Origin of the sequence: Actimicrobium sp. CCC2.4 (assembly GCF_034347385.1) — a bacterium.
Taxonomy (GTDB): Bacteria; Pseudomonadota; Gammaproteobacteria; order Burkholderiales; family Burkholderiaceae_D; genus Actimicrobium.
Map to the genome: position 1 here is coordinate 3,604,299 of NZ_CP133777.1, position 16,612 is coordinate 3,620,910.

Annotated in this window: 15 protein-coding genes; 5 read left to right on the forward strand and 10 right to left on the reverse strand. The window is 57.4% G+C overall.

All coding sequences use genetic code 11. The features are described 5' to 3' along the window. Positions 1-11: 11 nt before the first annotated feature. Positions 12-263 carry a 30S ribosomal protein S16 gene (rpsP, locus tag RHM62_RS16645; protein WP_322125433.1) on the reverse strand — a complete coding sequence of 84 codons (252 nt, stop codon included), beginning with the start codon at positions 261-263 and terminating at the stop codon, positions 12-14. 231 nt (positions 264-494) lie between these two features. Between rpsP and RHM62_RS16650 the strand changes: the two genes are divergently transcribed. Continuing rightward, positions 495-911, forward strand: coding sequence for a hypothetical protein (locus RHM62_RS16650; protein WP_322123164.1), 417 nt, complete (start codon positions 495-497; stop codon positions 909-911). Positions 912-932: 21 nt separating this feature from the next. Here the strand turns inward: RHM62_RS16650 and RHM62_RS16655 are convergent, their stop codons facing one another. The 6 genes from RHM62_RS16655 to ugpQ all read right to left on the reverse strand — a co-directional run bounded on the left by RHM62_RS16655 (position 933) and on the right by ugpQ (position 8,578). Beyond that, positions 933-2,723, reverse strand: coding sequence for an acyl-CoA dehydrogenase (locus RHM62_RS16655; protein WP_322123165.1), 1,791 nt, complete (start codon positions 2,721-2,723; stop codon positions 933-935). Between the two features lie 89 nt (positions 2,724-2,812). Beyond that, positions 2,813-3,742 carry an electron transfer flavoprotein subunit alpha/FixB family protein gene (locus tag RHM62_RS16660; protein ID WP_322123166.1) on the reverse strand — a complete coding sequence of 310 codons (930 nt, stop codon included), beginning with the start codon at positions 3,740-3,742 and terminating at the stop codon, positions 2,813-2,815. A 49-nt stretch (positions 3,743-3,791) separates the two neighbouring features. After that, positions 3,792-4,544 carry an electron transfer flavoprotein subunit beta/FixA family protein gene (locus tag RHM62_RS16665; protein WP_322123167.1) on the reverse strand — a complete coding sequence of 251 codons (753 nt, stop codon included), beginning with the start codon at positions 4,542-4,544 and terminating at the stop codon, positions 3,792-3,794. Between the two features lie 210 nt (positions 4,545-4,754). Continuing rightward, the gene (locus RHM62_RS16670; RefSeq protein ID WP_009664793.1) at positions 4,755-4,982 is read right to left on the reverse strand and encodes a sulfurtransferase TusA family protein; all 228 of its coding nucleotides are present in this window, start codon (positions 4,980-4,982) and stop codon (positions 4,755-4,757) included. A 159-nt stretch (positions 4,983-5,141) separates the two neighbouring features. Next, a complete protein-coding gene (gene alaS / locus RHM62_RS16675; protein ID WP_322123168.1) occupies positions 5,142-7,751 on the reverse strand; it encodes an alanine--tRNA ligase in 2,610 nt (869 codons plus the stop codon). Positions 7,752-7,834: 83 nt separating this feature from the next. After that, positions 7,835-8,578 (reverse strand): glycerophosphodiester phosphodiesterase, encoded by a 744-nt coding sequence (ugpQ, locus tag RHM62_RS16680; RefSeq protein WP_322123169.1) that lies wholly within the window; start codon positions 8,576-8,578, stop codon positions 7,835-7,837. Positions 8,579-8,653: 75 nt separating this feature from the next. Between ugpQ and RHM62_RS16685 the strand changes: the two genes are divergently transcribed. Then, positions 8,654-9,892 carry a CaiB/BaiF CoA-transferase family protein gene (locus RHM62_RS16685; protein WP_322123170.1) on the forward strand — a complete coding sequence of 413 codons (1,239 nt, stop codon included), beginning with the start codon at positions 8,654-8,656 and terminating at the stop codon, positions 9,890-9,892. Between the two features lie 54 nt (positions 9,893-9,946). Continuing rightward, positions 9,947-10,435 carry a DUF1499 domain-containing protein gene (locus tag RHM62_RS16690; protein WP_322123171.1) on the forward strand — a complete coding sequence of 163 codons (489 nt, stop codon included), beginning with the start codon at positions 9,947-9,949 and terminating at the stop codon, positions 10,433-10,435. Here RHM62_RS16690 and RHM62_RS16695 read toward each other — a convergent pair whose 3' ends face one another. Together RHM62_RS16695 and RHM62_RS16700 are read right to left on the reverse strand one after the other, a co-directional pair. Next, positions 10,436-11,572: a carbonic anhydrase family protein gene (locus tag RHM62_RS16695; protein WP_322123172.1), complete on the reverse strand. Its 1,137-nt coding sequence runs from the start codon at positions 11,570-11,572 to the stop codon at positions 10,436-10,438. A 59-nt stretch (positions 11,573-11,631) separates the two neighbouring features. Next, positions 11,632-12,624 (reverse strand): porin, encoded by a 993-nt coding sequence (locus tag RHM62_RS16700; RefSeq protein ID WP_322123173.1) that lies wholly within the window; start codon positions 12,622-12,624, stop codon positions 11,632-11,634. A gap of 818 nt (positions 12,625-13,442) precedes the next feature. Here RHM62_RS16700 and RHM62_RS16705 point away from each other — a divergent pair. Both RHM62_RS16705 and RHM62_RS16710 read left to right on the forward strand, forming a co-directional pair. Further along, positions 13,443-15,191, forward strand: a complete 1,749-nt coding sequence (locus RHM62_RS16705; protein WP_322123174.1) for a glutamine--tRNA ligase/YqeY domain fusion protein — start codon at positions 13,443-13,445, stop codon at positions 15,189-15,191. A 13-nt stretch (positions 15,192-15,204) separates the two neighbouring features. Then, complete coding sequence (locus RHM62_RS16710) at positions 15,205-15,846, forward strand: LysE family transporter (protein WP_322123175.1); 642 nt, start codon at positions 15,205-15,207, stop codon at positions 15,844-15,846. Positions 15,847-15,855: 9 nt separating this feature from the next. Here the strand turns inward: RHM62_RS16710 and RHM62_RS16715 are convergent, their stop codons facing one another. Further along, the gene (locus RHM62_RS16715) at positions 15,856-16,458 is read right to left on the reverse strand and encodes a lysophospholipid acyltransferase family protein (protein ID WP_322123176.1); all 603 of its coding nucleotides are present in this window, start codon (positions 16,456-16,458) and stop codon (positions 15,856-15,858) included. Positions 16,459-16,612: the final 154 nt, after the last annotated feature.

Consider the following 16,612-nt stretch of genomic DNA (forward strand, 5'->3'; position numbering starts at 1 on the left):
CCTGAATCTACTTAAACTGCTGCTTTGGCAACTTGGGCCACGAGACGAGCAACTGTCGGGGACAGTTGGGCGCCAACGCCTTCCCAGTATGTCAAACGATCCTGAGCAATCCGGACCGACTCTTCGGCACCGGAGGCAACCGGATTGTAGAAACCGATGCGTTCGATGAAGCGACCGTCGCGGCGATTGCGCGAATCAGTTGCAACGATATTAAAGAAAGGACGCTTTTTTGCGCCTCCACGAGCTAAACGAATAACGACCATAATATTTCCAATAAGTGTTTCGTACACGGAAAAAGCCGCGAATTATAGCCTGAAGCAGGGGCCGGTCGCAATACTTAAACCACCCCCGGATAGAATGACCCGCGATTGCAGCCATTGCAGTGACTCCGGCGCTAGTGCACACTGCGGCTCGGCCCTGCCCCAGACTTCGCGCCTGCCTTGATTGCCTTACTTTACAACTTACTTTTTACTTCTCCTACTGCGGTACTTTTCATGCCCTCCAGACACAAGAACAAAACCTTCGCCACCCTGCTTGCTACCGTCACCGGTGGCATTGGCCTGCACCGTTTCTATTTGCATGGCGCGACAGATAAATGGGGCTGGCTGCACCTGGCCAGCGCCCCCGTCACATTGTTGGTGCTCTGGCTTGGCATCGGTCAGCACGGGTTGTTCCAGGCCGCAGCGCTGGTCCTGTCGGTCCTGATCGGCTTCCTGGAAGCGCTGGTGCTCGGCCTGACTCCGGATGATCAATGGGACCAGAAATTCAATCCGGATTCCGGCAAGCAAACCACGTCGCGCTGGTGGTTGGCCCTGTTGCTGGTGATCACGCTTGCAATCGGTGCCACCGCCCTGGTCGCCACACTGGCGCGCGGCTTTGATCTGCTCTTCACCGGCGGCGCATTCGGCTGAATGCAGCGCCGGCCGGTTTGATCAGAACTGGTCTTCGGTCAACGCCATCACACCGGCACTGCCTTCGACGATAGCGGCACGATAGGCGCTAGCCTGGGCCAGGAAATGATCCGCAAAGAAACGTGCCGTGCCGATTTTGGCCTGATAAAAGCTCGCATCCCCCTCGCCGGCCTGCAGCTTTTTCTCGGCGATCAAGGCAGCCCGCGCCATCTGCCAGCCACCAAAAACGATGCCGGCCAGTTTCAGGTAGAGCACGCTACCGGAGAAAACTCCTTTGATATCCGACTTGGCATTCGCCGCGATGTAGCTGACCACGTCTTCGAGGGCCTGCGCTGCGTCGTTCAGCCGGACCCGGATTGCGGCGAGATCTGCTGAATCCGATCCGGCGAGTTCCCCGGCGCTATGGCGCACCTGCGCAATAATGGCCTTGGCATTGGCGCCACCATCACGAGCAGTCTTGCGCCCGATCAGGTCGTTGGCCTGAATCGCGGTGGTGCCTTCGTAAATCGTCAGGATGCGGGCATCTCGATAATATTGCGCCGCACCGGTTTCTTCGATGAAGCCCATGCCGCCGTGGATCTGCACTCCGGTCGACGCGACATCGATCGACAGCTCGGTCGACCAGCCTTTGACGATAGGCACCATGAATTCATAGAACAGGTTGTTAGCCTTACGGGTGGCTTCATCGGTATGGTAGAGGGCCGCGTCGTGCGCCGCCGCAGTCACGTACGACAAGGCGCGCGAGGCTTCGATCTGCGATCGCATTGTCATCAGCATGCGCCGTACATCAGGTTGATGAATGATTGCCACCGGACCAGCGGAGCCGGCCAGGTCGCGCGACTGTACCCGGTCCTTGGCGTAACTGACGGCCTTCTGATAGGCACGATCAGCCACGCCAATACCCTGCAAACCTACCGCAAAACGGGCCGCGTTCATCATCACGAACATGTATTCAAGGCCGCGATTCTCTTCACCGACCAGCGTACCGATAGCGCCGCCATGGTCACCGAATTGCAGCACCGCCGTCGGGCTGGCCTTGATGCCGAGCTTGTGTTCGATCGAGACACAATGCACATCATTGCGCTCACCCAACGAGCCATCCTCATTGACCAGAAACTTCGGCACCACGAACAGCGAAATCCCCTTGATGCCTTCCGGCGCAGTAGGCGTGCGCGCCAGCACCAGATGAATGATGTTCTCGGCCATATCATGCTCACCGTAGGTGATGTAGATCTTGGTACCAAATACCTTGAACGATCCGTCGTCCTGCGGCACCGCGCGCGAGCGGACCATCGCCAGATCCGAACCCGCTTGCGGCTCGGTCAGGTTCATTGTTCCGGTCCATTTGCCGGAAATCAGATTGGTCAGGTACGTGGCCTTCTGCTCGTCCGAACCGGCCGTCATCAGTGCTTCAATGGCGCCGTCGGTCAGCATCGGACACAACGCAAACGACACGTTGGCCGCATTGACCATTTCTATGCACGGCGTCGCCACCAGCTTGGGCAAACCCTGTCCACCGAATTCGGCGGGATGCTGAACACCCTGCCAGCCGGCCTCGCCAAACGACTTGAACGCTTCCTTGAAACCCTTGGTCGTGGTGACCTGACCGTCGTGCCAGAAACTAGGGGACTTGTCGCCCTCCCAGTTCAATGGCGCGACCACTTCGCTGCAAAACTTGGCATTCTCTTCGAGGACCGCCTCGACGGTTTCCGGGGTCGCGTCTTCGCAGCCGGGCAAGGCATTCACATCGGACAACCCTGCCAGCTCGTTCATGACGAACAGCATGTCTTTTAATGGGGCGACGTAGCTCATGTGTTACTCCCTAAAATTTGGGCGGGATACGGAACAGGCAGTGCACGTTGCACGACACCTGCCACGTTCCCGCCCTTTCTAATTAAAAATTAGCCCAGTTCCGTGACCAGTTGCGGCACGACGTCAAACAGATCCCCCACCAGCCCGTAGTCGGCAACCGAAAAAATCGGTGCTTCCGGATCCTTGTTGATGGCGACGATCGTCTTCGAATCTTTCATGCCGGCCAGATGCTGGATCGCGCCCGAGATACCGACGGCGATATACAACTGTGGCGCAACGATCTTGCCGGTCTGGCCGACTTGCCAGTCGTTGGGTACATAGCCGGCGTCGACCGCCGCGCGCGACGCACCCATGGCGGCACCGAGGCGGTCCGCCAGCGGCTCGAGAATTTTGAAGTTGTCGCCCGACCCCAAGCCACGACCGCCTGAGACGATGACTTTGGCAGCCGTCAATTCGGGGCGATCTGACTTGGCCAGTTCACGTGACACAAAAACCGACTTACCGGAATCAGCGACCGCAACGAGGTTTTCGATGGCCGCGGAGCCACCGGCCGGGGCGGCATCAAAACCGGTCGTGCGCACCGTGATGACCTTGATCGCATCGAGCGACTGCACGGTGGCAATGGCGTTACCGGCATAGATGGGACGCTCGAACGTGTCCGGCGCATCGACCTTGATGATCTCTGAAATCTGACCGACGTCCAGGCGTGCGGCTACGCGCGGCGCGATGTTTTTTCCGTAGGCGGTTGCCGGGGCGAGGATATGGCTGTAGGCCGATGCCATGGCAAGCACTTGCTCGGCAATGTTTTCCGCCAATCCATCGCCGAAAGGCGCGCCGTCGGCGACCAGCACCTTGGCAACGCCGGCGATTTTTGCCGCGGCCTCGGCCGCAGCGCCACAATTGTGTCCGGCAACGAGGACATGGACATCACCGCCGCACAGCAGGGCGGCAGCGATGGTGTTGAGAGTGCTTGCTTTCAATGAAGCGTTGTCGTGTTCAGCAATGACAAGTGCGGCCATGATGGATTCCCGATTGATAGTCGCGGCGCTAAGCGCCGGCGGCAGTGGTTTATTGGATGACTTTGGCTTCGTTCTTCAGCTTGGCGACCAGCGTTGCCACATCGGGCACCTTGATGCCGGCCGAACGTTTCGGTGGCTCGGACACTTTCAGTGTTTTCAGGCGCGGAGCGACATCAACACCCAGATCGGCCGGCTTGATGATTTCCAGCGTTTTCTTTTTCGCCTTCATGATGTTTGGCAGTGTCACGTAGCGCGGCTCGTTCAGGCGCAGGTCAGTAGTGACGATGGCTGGCAAAGTCAGTGACAGCGTTTCCAGACCACCATCGACTTCACGGGTCACGGCAACCTTGTCGCCATCGACCACGACTTTCGAGGCGAAGGTCGCTTGCGGCCAGCCCAGCAGGGCAGCGAGCATCTGGCCCGTCTGGTTGCAATCGTCATCGATGGCTTGCTTGCCGAGAATGATCAGTTGCGGTTGCTCCTTATCAGCCAATGCCTTGATCAGCTTGGCGACGGCCAGTGGTTGCAGTTCGACATCCGTCTCGACCAGCACACCACGATCGGCACCAATAGCCATCGCCGTACGCAGCGTTTCCTGGCATTGCACCACGCCGCATGAGACGACGATCACTTCCGTTGCCTTGCCTGCTTCTTTGAGTCGCATGGCCTCTTCGACAGCAATTTCATCGAAAGGATTCATGGACATTTTGACATTGGCGATATCGACGCCGGTGCCGTCGGATTTGACCCGCACCTTGACGTTGTAATCCACCACACGTTTGACTGGAACCAGGATTTTCATAGGTCTGCCTTTAAGAAAGTCGAATTGACGTAAACGTTAACTGACCCGGATTATAAGAGAAAAATCCATCCGGCCGCCAGATTAAGCACGATCGTACTATTGTTGATTTAAAAAAAATTGCTTCAGCAGCACAATCCCGATTCGGGATTTTTCGCCGGGGTTACCCGGCGGGCAATACCCATACCGCCACTGGCCTGCTGAAGAACACGCTTATTTGCGCTTCATAAAAAATACAAATTCTTTGTTTTCGTCGGTCATGGCAAGCAATTCATTTCCGGTCTGTTTGGCAAATGCCTGAAAGTCACGGATAGACCCCGGATCGGTCGCTGTCACTCTCAGGACCTGGCCGCTCGTCATATCGGCAAGCGCTTTCTTTGTCTTGAGGATGGGCAGCGGACAGTTGAGACCGCGTGCATCAAGTTCTTTATGAAAATCCATGGCCTTGATCTCGCATCAGGTTGTTGTTAACTAACCCAAATTCTACCGGAAAACACCCGCTCGTTGACGGGACGCAACCACATTGAAAAAAATCAACAGATTTTGTTCAAGTCCCCAAAGCCCCGCCAGCATTGGCAGCGGCCTTAGTGGATATCCGCATCACAGCTTGCCGTCGACCCAGCCAGGAACTCCCGACAACGCCGCAGCCAGTCCGCCCGGATCGGTACCTCCGGCTTGTGCCATATCAGGACGCCCGCCTCCTTTGCCGCCCACTTGCAACGCCACAAAATTCACCAGATCACCGGCCTTGATACGCGACGTGGCATCTGCAGTCACGCCGGCAATCAGACTGACTTTGCCCTCGTTGACCGCAGCCAGTACGATCGCCGCAGTCTTCAGCTTGTCCTTGAGTTTGTCCATTGTCACGCGCAGGGCGGCGACGTCGGCACCAAGCAGTACGGCGGCCAGCACCTTGATACCCTTGATATCGACCGCTTGCCCGATCAGTTCGTCACCCTGATTCGCTGCCAGTCGCGACTTCAATGCCGACACATCTTTTTCCAGCGACCGCACCTGTTCCTGCACTTGCCCGATACGCTGCGCCAACTCGTCCGGCTGCACTTTCAGGATCGCAGCGGCGTCCTGCATCTGCCGGCTCAGTGCTTGCACCAGCGCCAGCGCACCCTCGCCGGTGACGGCTTCGACGCGGCGAATACCCGCCGCTACACCGCTTTCCGCCGTGATCTTGAACAAGCCGATATCGCCGGTACGGTCTACATGGACACCACCACACAGCTCTTTTGACGAGCCGATACCGAGCACACGGACTTCATCGCCGTATTTTTCGCCGAACAGCGCCATCGCGCCGTATTTGACCGCATCGTCATAGGCCATCAGGCGCGCTTCGGTAGCGACATTGGCCAGAATCTCCCGATTGACAATCAATTCGACCTGACGAATTTCGTCTGCTGTCAGCGGGCCGTTATGGCTGAAATCGAAGCGGGTTTTATCGGTATCGACCAGCGAACCTTTTTGCGCAACATGGGCGCCCAGCACTTCGCGCAAGGCCTTGTGCATCAGGTGCGTGGCAGAGTGATTACGGATCGTCCGGCCGCGCGCAACCGGATCCACATTGGCGGCCACCTTGTCGCCAACAGACAATGTCCCGCTTGTCAGCGTGCCATGGTGTCCGAATACCTCGGACTGAATTTTCAGCGTGTCGGCAACGTGGAATTGAACAGCCGCACCGGTGAGCATGCCGGTATCGCCGACCTGCCCGCCCGACTCGGCATAGAACGGCGTGACATCCAGCACGACGATGCCGTCCTGGCCCGCCGTCATGCGCGGCACAGCCGTGCCGTCTACATACAGGGCGATCACGCCGGCGCTCTGCGCCAGCGCCTCGTAGCCGACAAAGCGGGTTTTGTCACCGCTGTATTCAACCGCCGCAGCCATCTTGAATTTACCGGCTGCGCGCGCGGTGGTGCGCTGCTGCTCCATCGCAACATTGAAACCGGCTTCATCGAGTTCGACCTTGCGTTCGCGACAAATGTCGGCGGTCAGGTCTAGCGGAAAGCCGAAAGTATCGTAGAGCGTGAAGGCGGTCTGACCATCGAGCTGGGTCGGCGTTACAAGGAGTGCGGCTTCCAGGATTTTCATGCCGTGCTCAAGCGTTTCGCCGAAGCGCTCTTCCTCTTGTCGCAGCACTTGCTCGACACGCGCCGCTGCTTGCGTCAGTTCGGGATAGGCCTCGCCCATTTCGATGACCAGATCCTTGACCAGCAAATAGAAAAATGGTTTGGCCTGACCCAGCTTGTGGCCATGACGCAAGGCGCGACGGATGATACGACGCAGCACATAGCCATGACCTTCGCTCGCCGGAATGATGCCGTCGACGATCAGGAATGCACAGGCGCGGATATGGTCGGCGATGACCTTGAGCGAGTTATCACCGAGCTCAGTCGTCCCGGTTTCGCGCGCGGCTGCCTTGATCAGGTTCTGGAACAGGTCGATTTCATAGTTGCTGTGGACGTGTTGCAGGATGGCCGCCAGCCGCTCCATGCCCATGCCGGTATCGACGCACGGCTTCGGCAGACGGGGCATGTTGCCTTGCTCGTCACGGTTAAATTGCATGAACACCAGGTTCCAGATTTCAATGAAGCGGTCGCCGTCTTCTTCTGCGCTGCCCGGAGGCCCGCCCCAGATTTCAGGACCGTGGTCATAGAAAATTTCGCTGCACGGACCGCATGGGCCGGTATCGGCCATCTGCCAGAAATTGTCCGAGGCGTAGCGCGCGCCCTTGTTGTCACCGATGCGGATGATGCGCTCGGTCGGGATGCCGATTTCATTGGCCCAGATCGCGTAGGCTTCGTCGTCTTCGTGATAGACCGTGACCCAGAGCTTTTCCTTGGGCAGCAGGTAGACATTGGTCAGCAACTCCCACGCATACTGGATCGCATCACGCTTGAAGTAATCACCGAAACTGAAATTACCGAGCATTTCGAAAAACGTGTGGTGACGTGCGGTGTAGCCGACATTTTCGAGGTCATTGTGCTTGCCGCCGGCGCGCACGCAGCGCTGCACGGAAGTGGCACGGGAATACGCCCGCTGATCGGTACCGAGGAACACATCCTTGAACTGCACCATACCGCTATTGGTCAGCAACATGGTGGGATCATTGCCGGGAATCAGCGGACTGGAACGCACGATCGTGTGTCCCTTGGATTCAAAAAATTTCAGGAACTTGGCGCGGATTTCGGTAGATTTCATGGTGTCGTCGTATGGAGGAATGCGGTTCTGCGAACGCCCGATTATACGTGATCCCTCCGGCACAAATGCCACCGGCAACCCGCTTACGCGAAGCCCGCGTCAATCAGGTCGATCCGGTCGGTACAAAACCCGTCCACACCCCAGCTCAACAGGTCACGTGCCCGTTCCACGCTATTGACGGTGTAACAGAACAGCCCCCATCCGCCTGCCTTGACCGCCGCGACCTGGCCGGCAGTGAGACTGTTCTGATCGACATGCAATGCCGTCGCATCAAGCGCACGCAATCCGGCCTCCCAGCCGGCCGGAATATGTTCAACCAGCCAGCCACGAGGTAGCTCGGGAGCAACTGCCTTGGCCGCCAACAGCGCCTCAAATGAAAACGACGACAGTAAAGGCGTCGCCTGCCCGGCCGCCAGCATGGCCTGCGTCATTGCCGCCACCGCCGCTCCGGTCGCCTGCTCCGCACCACGGGTCGGCTTGATTTCAACATTCATCCAGATACCGTGCTGATCGCAGAACCTGATCACTTGCTGGTAAGTTGGCACCAGTTCGCCGGCAAAGGTAGCGCCGAACCAGCTGCCGGCATCCATCGTGGTCAGCACCGACGAACTTGTCGTCGCGACGGCACCGCTGCCGGCGACGGTGCGGCCGAACTGCTCGTCATGCATCAATATCGGCACGCCATCCTGCGCTAACATGACATCGAATTCGACCGCCCGAAAGCCATGTGCCAGTCCGCACTGCATTGCTGCCAGCGTATTTTCGGGTGCCAGCGACCCGCCACCGCGGTGCGCGACGACGCGAGGAAACGGCCAAGGGGTTTTCATCTGTATTCTCCGGTAATGATCCCGAGTGTAATTGGTCTGCCGACCCAACCTGACTTTCCGGAAGCGCCATCGCCCATGCCAAATCATTCCACGCCCTCCGCACTAGGCCATCTGCGCATCCTCGACCTGACGCGCGTGCTGGCCGGCCCGTGGTGCGGGCAAACCTTTGCCGATCTGGGTGCCGATGTCATCAAAATTGAACGACCGGGCAGTGGCGACGACACCCGTGCCTGGGGGCCGCCCTACCTGCGCGATGCCGACGGCAAGGACACCACCGAAGCGGCCTATTATCTGGCCGCTAATCGCGGCAAGCGCTCGGTGACGGTCGACATCACGACCATCGAGGGACAACACATCATCCGGCAACTGGCGGCACGATCGGATGTCGTTCTGGAAAACTACAAGGTGGGTCAGCTGGAAAAATATGGCCTCGACTACGCGTCGCTGAAGCAGGTCAAGCCTGATCTGATCTATTGCTCGATCACCGGCTTCGGCCAGACCGGGCCGTATGCGCAACGTCCGGGCTACGACTTCATCATCCAGGGCCTGGGCGGATTCATGTCCGTCACCGGCGAACGCGATGCGCTGCCCGGTGGCGGCCCGCAAAAAGCGGGTATCGCTATTACCGACCTGATGACAGGCATGTACGCCACCGTTGCGGTACTGGCGGCATTGAGCCACCGTGACCGCACCGGCGAAGGCCAGGCTATTGACCTGGCGTTGCTCGACGTACAGGTCGCGATGATGGCAAACATGGGCACCAACTATCTGGCCAGCGACAACATCCCGCAACGCTGGGGCAATGCCCATCCGAACATCGTGCCGTACCAGACGTTCGCCACTGCAGATGGTCATCTGATCGTCGCTGCTGGCAACGACCGCCAATACCGGAACTTCGTCACGGCCGGCGATTGCGCCTGGCTGGCTGACGATACTCGCTTCGCCACCAATCCGCTGCGGGTCCGGAACAGGGATGTCCTGGTCCCACTGCTGGCAGAGATGGTGGTCAAGCGGAGCAAGCAGGACTGGCTGACCTTGCTCGAAGCAGCCGGTGTGCCCTGCGGTCCGATCAATAACCTGCAGGAAGTATTCGACAACCCGCAAGTGGTCGCACGCGGCTTGCAGATCGATATGCCGCATCCCGCTGGTGCCAGCGCGCGACTGATAGCGAGTCCGATGCGGATGTCGGAAACGCCGCCGACCTGTCGCTCGGCACCGCCGTTGCTGGGGCAACATACGGACGAGGTGCTGGCCAGCTTGCTTGGCTATTCGGAAGCTGACCTGGCGCAATTGCGAGCGCAGGATGTGCTGTAGCTGCCCTTCGCGTCATGCTAAGGTGCGCCTCCCGACATCTCACTCATCGCCACCATGACAAAAACCCTAGGCATCGTTGTACTACTCATTGTTCTTGTCGTACCGCTGGGATTACTGGCGGCGGGCCAGCTTGGTTTATTGAGTGGCAAACGGCCCGCGGATCTTGGCTTGCACGCAGGCATGCTCAAGCCGCCGGTCCTGACCGCGTCGAATGTCGTCTCAAGCTATGCCAGCTTGCAAGCTCACACGGCCTATCACGTGATCGCTCCGATCAAGTACGCGGGTGATGGTGCAACAGCATTCAGGCAACTCGCAGCCATCGCCGGAAAAATGGATGGTGCGACCGTCATCACTGCCAATCCTGGTTATCTGTATCTGGAATTCCAAACCCGCTTGCTCAAGTTTGTCGATGACGTCGAATTTGTCCTCGACGCGCCGGCGGGCGTCATCCAGATGCGCTCGGCATCGCGACTCGGCATCAAGGATCTGGGCGCCAATCGCGAACGCCTCGAGTCGATCCGGATGCGGTTGAGCCATCAGTAATTAATTGGATTCCTTGATCAGCCTGCCGCCGCCGTTCTGGATCGGACGGGCATTCATCGGATACAGCCGTGCAAAAATTGCCATCTGCTGCGCGGACATCTGGATGGGTTCCTTCATCACCAGCCACAACACACCTTCGCTACAAGGCGGCTCCGTGAGTGATCCCATATACGTGTAGTACCCGCGTTGCACCGGCAACATCTGATTCATGTCGATGACCATCGTTGGCGACGTTGCCTCATTTTTTTCCAGCGGCAAGTTGTTCCAGATGATCTGAACCAAGGGGCTCGGCACGCCCTCGGTAATCATTGCCGCGACAATGGCGAGCCTGCCGTCGGCATCCTTGTGCACCAGATGCGCCACCATCGGGAAATTCCGGCCATTGATCCGCTCTTCCGACGGCCGGTGAAAATGGAATTGCACCAGCTCATACATCTTCCCTGCGACGGTGATCGTGTTGCCTGCGCCCATGTTGACTTGTATGGTGTGTCCATTATCGAGAACACTGAAACGGGCCGGCTTATAATCGACATTGATCGGCTCGAGGTCCACCCGGATACCATCCCGGATATCAATCGGCGACTGGCGCTTGCCGCTGTCGCATTGCGACCAGGCCGGATTGATGCGACCCCAGCGCAACGGACCGTTTTCACCCTCGTAATCCCAGTGCGATGCATGGGACAACTCAAGCGGCACCGCAGCGACGACTTTCGGCCGGGGCGGGATACGTGGTTTCTGCGCCGCCTGACGAGCAGCAATGTTTGCTTTTTCCAACCGGGCGAGACTGGCCTTCAGGCGCACGCCCAACTCCTCCTCCCGCTGTGCAGCCTCCCTGGCAAGTGCCCGCTCCGCGGCCGACATCGACGGCTCCTTGATCACCGACGGCGGCTTGATCGGCTGAGTCGCTTCCTTGATGGCAGCCGACACGCTACCGGGCTTGGCAGTCTGATCAGCGGCAGGTTTGGCAGGGGCCTCCGCCGGCTCGGCAGCATGCGCCAGTCCAACAAACAATAAGCTTCCAAATAATCGTGAAACAGCGCGCATAAGACACCTGCAAAATGGAGACGTATCTTTGTAACGACCAGCGAGCCAGTTACTTGAACGCAATATGCGCGATGGACACAATAAAAAAAGCACCCGAGGGTGCTTTTCTTGTCACGCGTTCATGATCGACGCAGGCCTGAGCCCGCCATCAATTAAAACTTGTGGCGGATACCGACGTTCAATGCTTTGTCGCCTGTGCCGCTCGACGTTGCGTCGCCAACGGTATAGTTCAGACCGTTGTCGTTCTTGATGCGTGCATATGCCGAGTAAAGATTGGTACGCTTCGACAATGCATAGGTGTAACCCACTGCGTACTGCTTGGCATCCTGGTTCAAAGCCGACTTGTCATTACGGCGGACGTACGACGCCATCACAGCACTAGCGCCGAATGGGACCGTAACACCAACCAGGGCGCTGTCAGCATTGACCAATGCATCGTCTTTGATTTTGCCGTAGCCAACTGCCAGCGTAGCAACATTGAAGTTGTACGAGAAAGTAGCTTGGGTGTATTTCGTGGTGTTGGTGTCTGTGGCATTGTTGGAGCGCTCATACACCAGCTTGCCCAGGATCGGACCGTTTGCGTAGCCAACGGAACCGCCGAGGGTGCGGCTTGCTGCAGTGTTACCGGCAACTTCGCCAAGGCCGTAGATGGCTTCAGCAGTGATGCCACCCATTTCAGGAGCAACGAATTTGATCGAGTTGTTGACGCGGGTTGCGCCAGTAATGAACAGATTGGTCGATGAACCAGCCAGGCCTGTACCGAAAGGATCGATTTCATCCAGCGCGGTGAACAACGGGTTGTATTGACGACCCATCGAGACAGTACCGAAACCGCCATTCAGACCAACCCATGATTGGCGACCAAACGCCAGACCACCTTGGCTGAAACCACCGGTATCAGCAGCGATACCTGTTTCCAGTTGGAACATGGCTTTCAAGCCGCTACCCAGATCTTCTGTACCCTTGAAACCAAGACGGCTGCCTGATTGAACGCCGTTTGCCAGTTTGGTGACGCTACCAGCTGCGCCGCCCATTTCACGGGTGATACCCATGTCGACGATACCGTAGGCGGTAACTGACGACTGAGCTGAAGCAATACCGGTGAACGCACCGAAGATCGCCAAGGCAAGTAATGATTTTTTCATGAGTTTTTCCTGTGGTTAATTAAGAACATTCGCTTGGGATTTTGGGAACGGTCTTAATGACCGTTAACCTAATCCGGGCGAAATTATTTACTGCTTATTAATAAATTTCTGATGCAATTCTTGCTGCGCTTCCGTTAAAACCGACCAACGAAAATTCAATGTCTGAATTCTACATATTCCATTTGAGAATGGCTGTATTGAAAGCGCCGGAAATGCGCCCCACCGATCACGGAGCAGAATGAACATCTGAATAAAAATTGGAATAACCAAATTTAACCAGCGAACCTTCGGCCACCTCATCAAGCGCATGAATCCACTAGCGAATGGATTCGGCCACCACTGCCCAAGAAAAAGTCGGCTTCAACAAACCGGAAACAGCGATGAATTCCCGATCTCCATAGGGAAACTCAGACAGGCCGATGATTTTATTAAATGAAATAGCGGTGGCCGGATGGCAGCAAGCTCCGCTATCGGATATCACCGGAATGGTAAAAATTAACAAACTTCAAAAAATCTCCAAATAACGTCTATTGCGACAAGATGTGTATCTCCGACACAACACATTCCTTCCCCGCTGCTAGCCGACCTCACAAAAATGAGACATTTTCAATGCCCCAAACGACCCGATTTAGAAAAAGTGAACAAGCTGAATTACTGCATTCGTGATATTCGGCCGGTGCGGATGCGGGTTGGTTGCGCACGCGATCGTCATCCTCCACGCAAACTGCCTGACCGGGCGCAACACAAGGCAATGCGGAACCACCTGCCGGCTACGGTAAAATGTGCGATCTTCACCACTCCGATACCGACCGCCTTCCATGAGCAAAGATCACAACAGTCCAGTCGCGGCAGATTCGGCACCCCCTTCCAATTTTCTGCGCAGCATCATCGATGTCGATCTGGCGGCGCACACGTACGCCGGCCGTACCGATGCCGCAGGCCTGCCACTACCACAGGTAATTACCCGCTTTCCACCAGAACCAAACGGCTATCTGCATATCGGCCACGCCAAATCGATCTGCCTGAACTTCGGCCTGGCGCGTGACTACCAGGGACGCGCCCATCTGCGTTTCGACGACACCAATCCTGCCCGCGAAGATCAGGAGTATGTCGATACCATCCTCGATTCAGTCAAATGGCTGGGGTTCGACTGGACCAGCAACGGTCAGGAGCACCTGTATCACGCCAGCGATTATTTCGACCGGCTCTACGAAATGGCTGAATATCTGATTACTGCAGGACATGCCTACATCGATAGCCAGCCCGCCGAAGAAATGGCCGCCAACCGCGGCAGCTTCAGTGAGCCCGGCAAGGACTCGCCATTCCGTACACGCGCCGCGGCAGAATCGCTGGAGCTGTTCCGCCGCATGAAAGCCGGTGAGTTTGCTGATGGCCTGCACATCCTGCGGGCCCGTATCGACATGGCGTCACCCAACATGAATCTGCGTGATCCGGCGATGTACCGTATCCGCCATGCGCACCATCACCGGACCGGCGATGCGTGGTGCATTTATCCGATGTATGACTACACGCATCCGATCTCGGACGCGCTGGAAAACATCACGCATTCGATTTGCACGCTCGAATTCCAGGACCACCGGCCTTTCTACGACTGGATACTCGAGCGCCTGGCCGAAGGCGGATACTTCAAAAAGCCACTCCCGCGCCAGTATGAATTCGCGCGCCTGAACCTGACCTACGTCATCACTAGCAAACGCAAACTGCGCGAACTGGTCGAGCAACACATCGTCGATGGCTGGGACGATCCGCGCATGCCGACCATCGTCGGATTACGTCGACGCGGATTCACGCCCGAATCGCTGCAACTCTTCTGCGAGCGCTCCGGCGTCACCAAGTCCGATAGCTGGATCGATATCGGCACGCTCGACGGCTGCCTGCGCGAGGACCTTGACCCGAAAGCGCCGCGTGCCACAGCCGTATTGCGGCCACTGAAACTGGTCATCGACAACTTCCCGGCCGGCGAAGTCATCGCCTGCCAGGCTCCAGTGCATCCGCACTTGCCGGAACGCGGCAACCGCGACTTTCCGATTTCCGACACCTTGTGGATCGAGCAGGAAGACTTCATGGAAGTCCCGACCAAAGGCTATTTCCGGCTGTTCCCGGGTAACAAAGTGCGCTTGCGCTACGGCTTCGTGGTCGAGTGCACCGGCTGCGACAAAGATGCCGACGGGAATGTCATCACCGTGCATTGCAACTACTTTGCCGACAGCAAATCCGGCACCGAAGGCTCGGCCAATTACAAGGTCAAGGGAAACATCCATTGGGTTAGTGCTGCCCATGCACTACAAGCCGAAGTACGCCTGTACGATCGCCTGTTCACTGATGCGCAACCGGATGCCGGTGGCAAGGATTTCAAACTCGCACTTAATCCGAATGCCAAGGAAGTCGTTGCCGCATGGGTCGAGCCTGGCCTCGCCGCTGCGCAAGCCGATGACAAGTACCAGTTCGAGCGGCACGGTTATTTCGTCGCCGACCGGCACGATTCGCAACCCGGGCACCTGGTATTCAACCGCATCACCACACTGAAAGATAGCTGGGGCAAGTAAGCCGGCAACCCTCATGACACTCGCCACCTGGATCACCTTTGTCATCGCTGCCTGCATCATCGCCATTTCGCCAGGATCCGGGGCCGTGCTGTCGATGTCACATGGCTTGTCATACGGCGTAAAGCCCGCCAGCGTTACCATCCTGGGCTTGCAAGCCGGCTTGCTAATGATCCTGGTGATCGCCGGCGCGGGCGTCGGATCGCTGCTGCTGGCGTCCGAAGTCGCCTTCAATGCGGTCAAGATCATCGGCGCGCTCTATCTGATTTACCTCGGCATCAGCCAGTGGCGCGCCAGCGTCGATGTGGATGACACCAGCCCGCACCTGTCAGCGGCCGCGGATATTCCAGGCTGGAAAAAACGCTTGATGACCGGTTTTCTGACCAATGCCACCAATCCGAAGGGCATCATTTTCATGGTCGCGGTGCTACCGCAATTCATTACTAGCGGGGCGGCGCTGCTGCCGCAATTGCTCATCCTCGGCATCACGATGTGTGCGATTGACCTGATGGTGATGCATAGCTATGCGTTTGCCGCATCGTCGATGCAACGTTATTTTCGGGACGCGCGGGCCATGAAAAAACAAAACCGCTTTTTCGGCGGTGTGCTGATGGCAGTCGGTGCTGCCCTGTTTTTCGTCAAGCGCAATCCCGGTTGACGGTCGTCTTCAGTCTTTTGGAACGACCGGACCGGCATCGAATTGCCGGGGATTCTTGCCGGTGATACCGGCATAGAACTGGCGAATGACCACCATGTCGGCCTCGATATCTCCGCTCGGCTCGAACATCCGTCCTATGCCACCCACCTTGCGCCCGAAGTCGAGAAACGCCAGCGCGATCGGCACTTGCGCTCCCAGTGCAATGTAATAAAAGCCGGTCTTCCAGTGCGTGACTTTATTGCGGGTTCCCTCCGGCGGCACAATCACGGCCAGTTGCTCGCTGCGGGAAAACGCCTCGATGGTCTCCTGCACCAGATTGCCAGCCTTGCTGCGATCGACCGCAATGCCTCCCAGCCAGCGCATCACCGGTCCGAGCGGCCCGGTAAACAAGCTCGCTTTTCCCATCCAGTAAATCCGCAAACGCAGCACCGCGCACACCATCAGCGTCACCGGAAAATCCCAATTACTGGTGTGTGGTGCGGCAATCAGCACGAATTTCGATGCTGCCGGAGCCGTACCTTCTACCTTCCAGCCCATCAGCCTGAGGCAAACAACCGAGATCCAGCGCAGCAAAATGTGAATGACGGGCGTCTCGAAAATCGTGGTGTGCATGGCGAACCGGTAGAAAGAATGGTTGTGAAATAGAAGTCTCGGCGACTTTCTGACGAGCAAGAGTGTATGTGAGTAAATACCATTAGACAACATTCGTCTGCGAGCAACATGGCGATTTACCAATTCACGACAGTGCAACAGAATAAATTAACTG

Coding starts and splice junctions, on each gene's coding strand:
- rpsP (WP_322125433.1), bottom strand. CDS start 263: ATGGTCGTTATTCGTTTAGCTCGTGGAGGCGCAAAAAAGCGTCCTTTC.
- RHM62_RS16650 (WP_322123164.1), top strand. CDS start 495: ATGCCCTCCAGACACAAGAACAAAACCTTCGCCACCCTGCTTGCTACC.
- RHM62_RS16655 (WP_322123165.1), bottom strand. CDS start 2,723: ATGAGCTACGTCGCCCCATTAAAAGACATGCTGTTCGTCATGAACGAG.
- RHM62_RS16660 (WP_322123166.1), bottom strand. CDS start 3,742: ATGGCCGCACTTGTCATTGCTGAACACGACAACGCTTCATTGAAAGCA.
- RHM62_RS16665 (WP_322123167.1), bottom strand. CDS start 4,544: ATGAAAATCCTGGTTCCAGTCAAACGTGTGGTGGATTACAACGTCAAG.
- RHM62_RS16670 (WP_009664793.1), bottom strand. CDS start 4,982: ATGGATTTTCATAAAGAACTTGATGCACGCGGTCTCAACTGTCCGCTG.
- alaS (WP_322123168.1), bottom strand. CDS start 7,751: ATGAAATCTACCGAAATCCGCGCCAAGTTCCTGAAATTTTTTGAATCC.
- ugpQ (WP_322123169.1), bottom strand. CDS start 8,578: ATGAAAACCCCTTGGCCGTTTCCTCGCGTCGTCGCGCACCGCGGTGGC.
- RHM62_RS16685 (WP_322123170.1), top strand. CDS start 8,654: ATGCCAAATCATTCCACGCCCTCCGCACTAGGCCATCTGCGCATCCTC.
- RHM62_RS16690 (WP_322123171.1), top strand. CDS start 9,947: ATGACAAAAACCCTAGGCATCGTTGTACTACTCATTGTTCTTGTCGTA.
- RHM62_RS16700 (WP_322123173.1), bottom strand. CDS start 12,624: ATGAAAAAATCATTACTTGCCTTGGCGATCTTCGGTGCGTTCACCGGT.
- RHM62_RS16705 (WP_322123174.1), top strand. CDS start 13,443: ATGAGCAAAGATCACAACAGTCCAGTCGCGGCAGATTCGGCACCCCCT.
- RHM62_RS16710 (WP_322123175.1), top strand. CDS start 15,205: ATGACACTCGCCACCTGGATCACCTTTGTCATCGCTGCCTGCATCATC.
- RHM62_RS16715 (WP_322123176.1), bottom strand. CDS start 16,458: ATGCACACCACGATTTTCGAGACGCCCGTCATTCACATTTTGCTGCGC.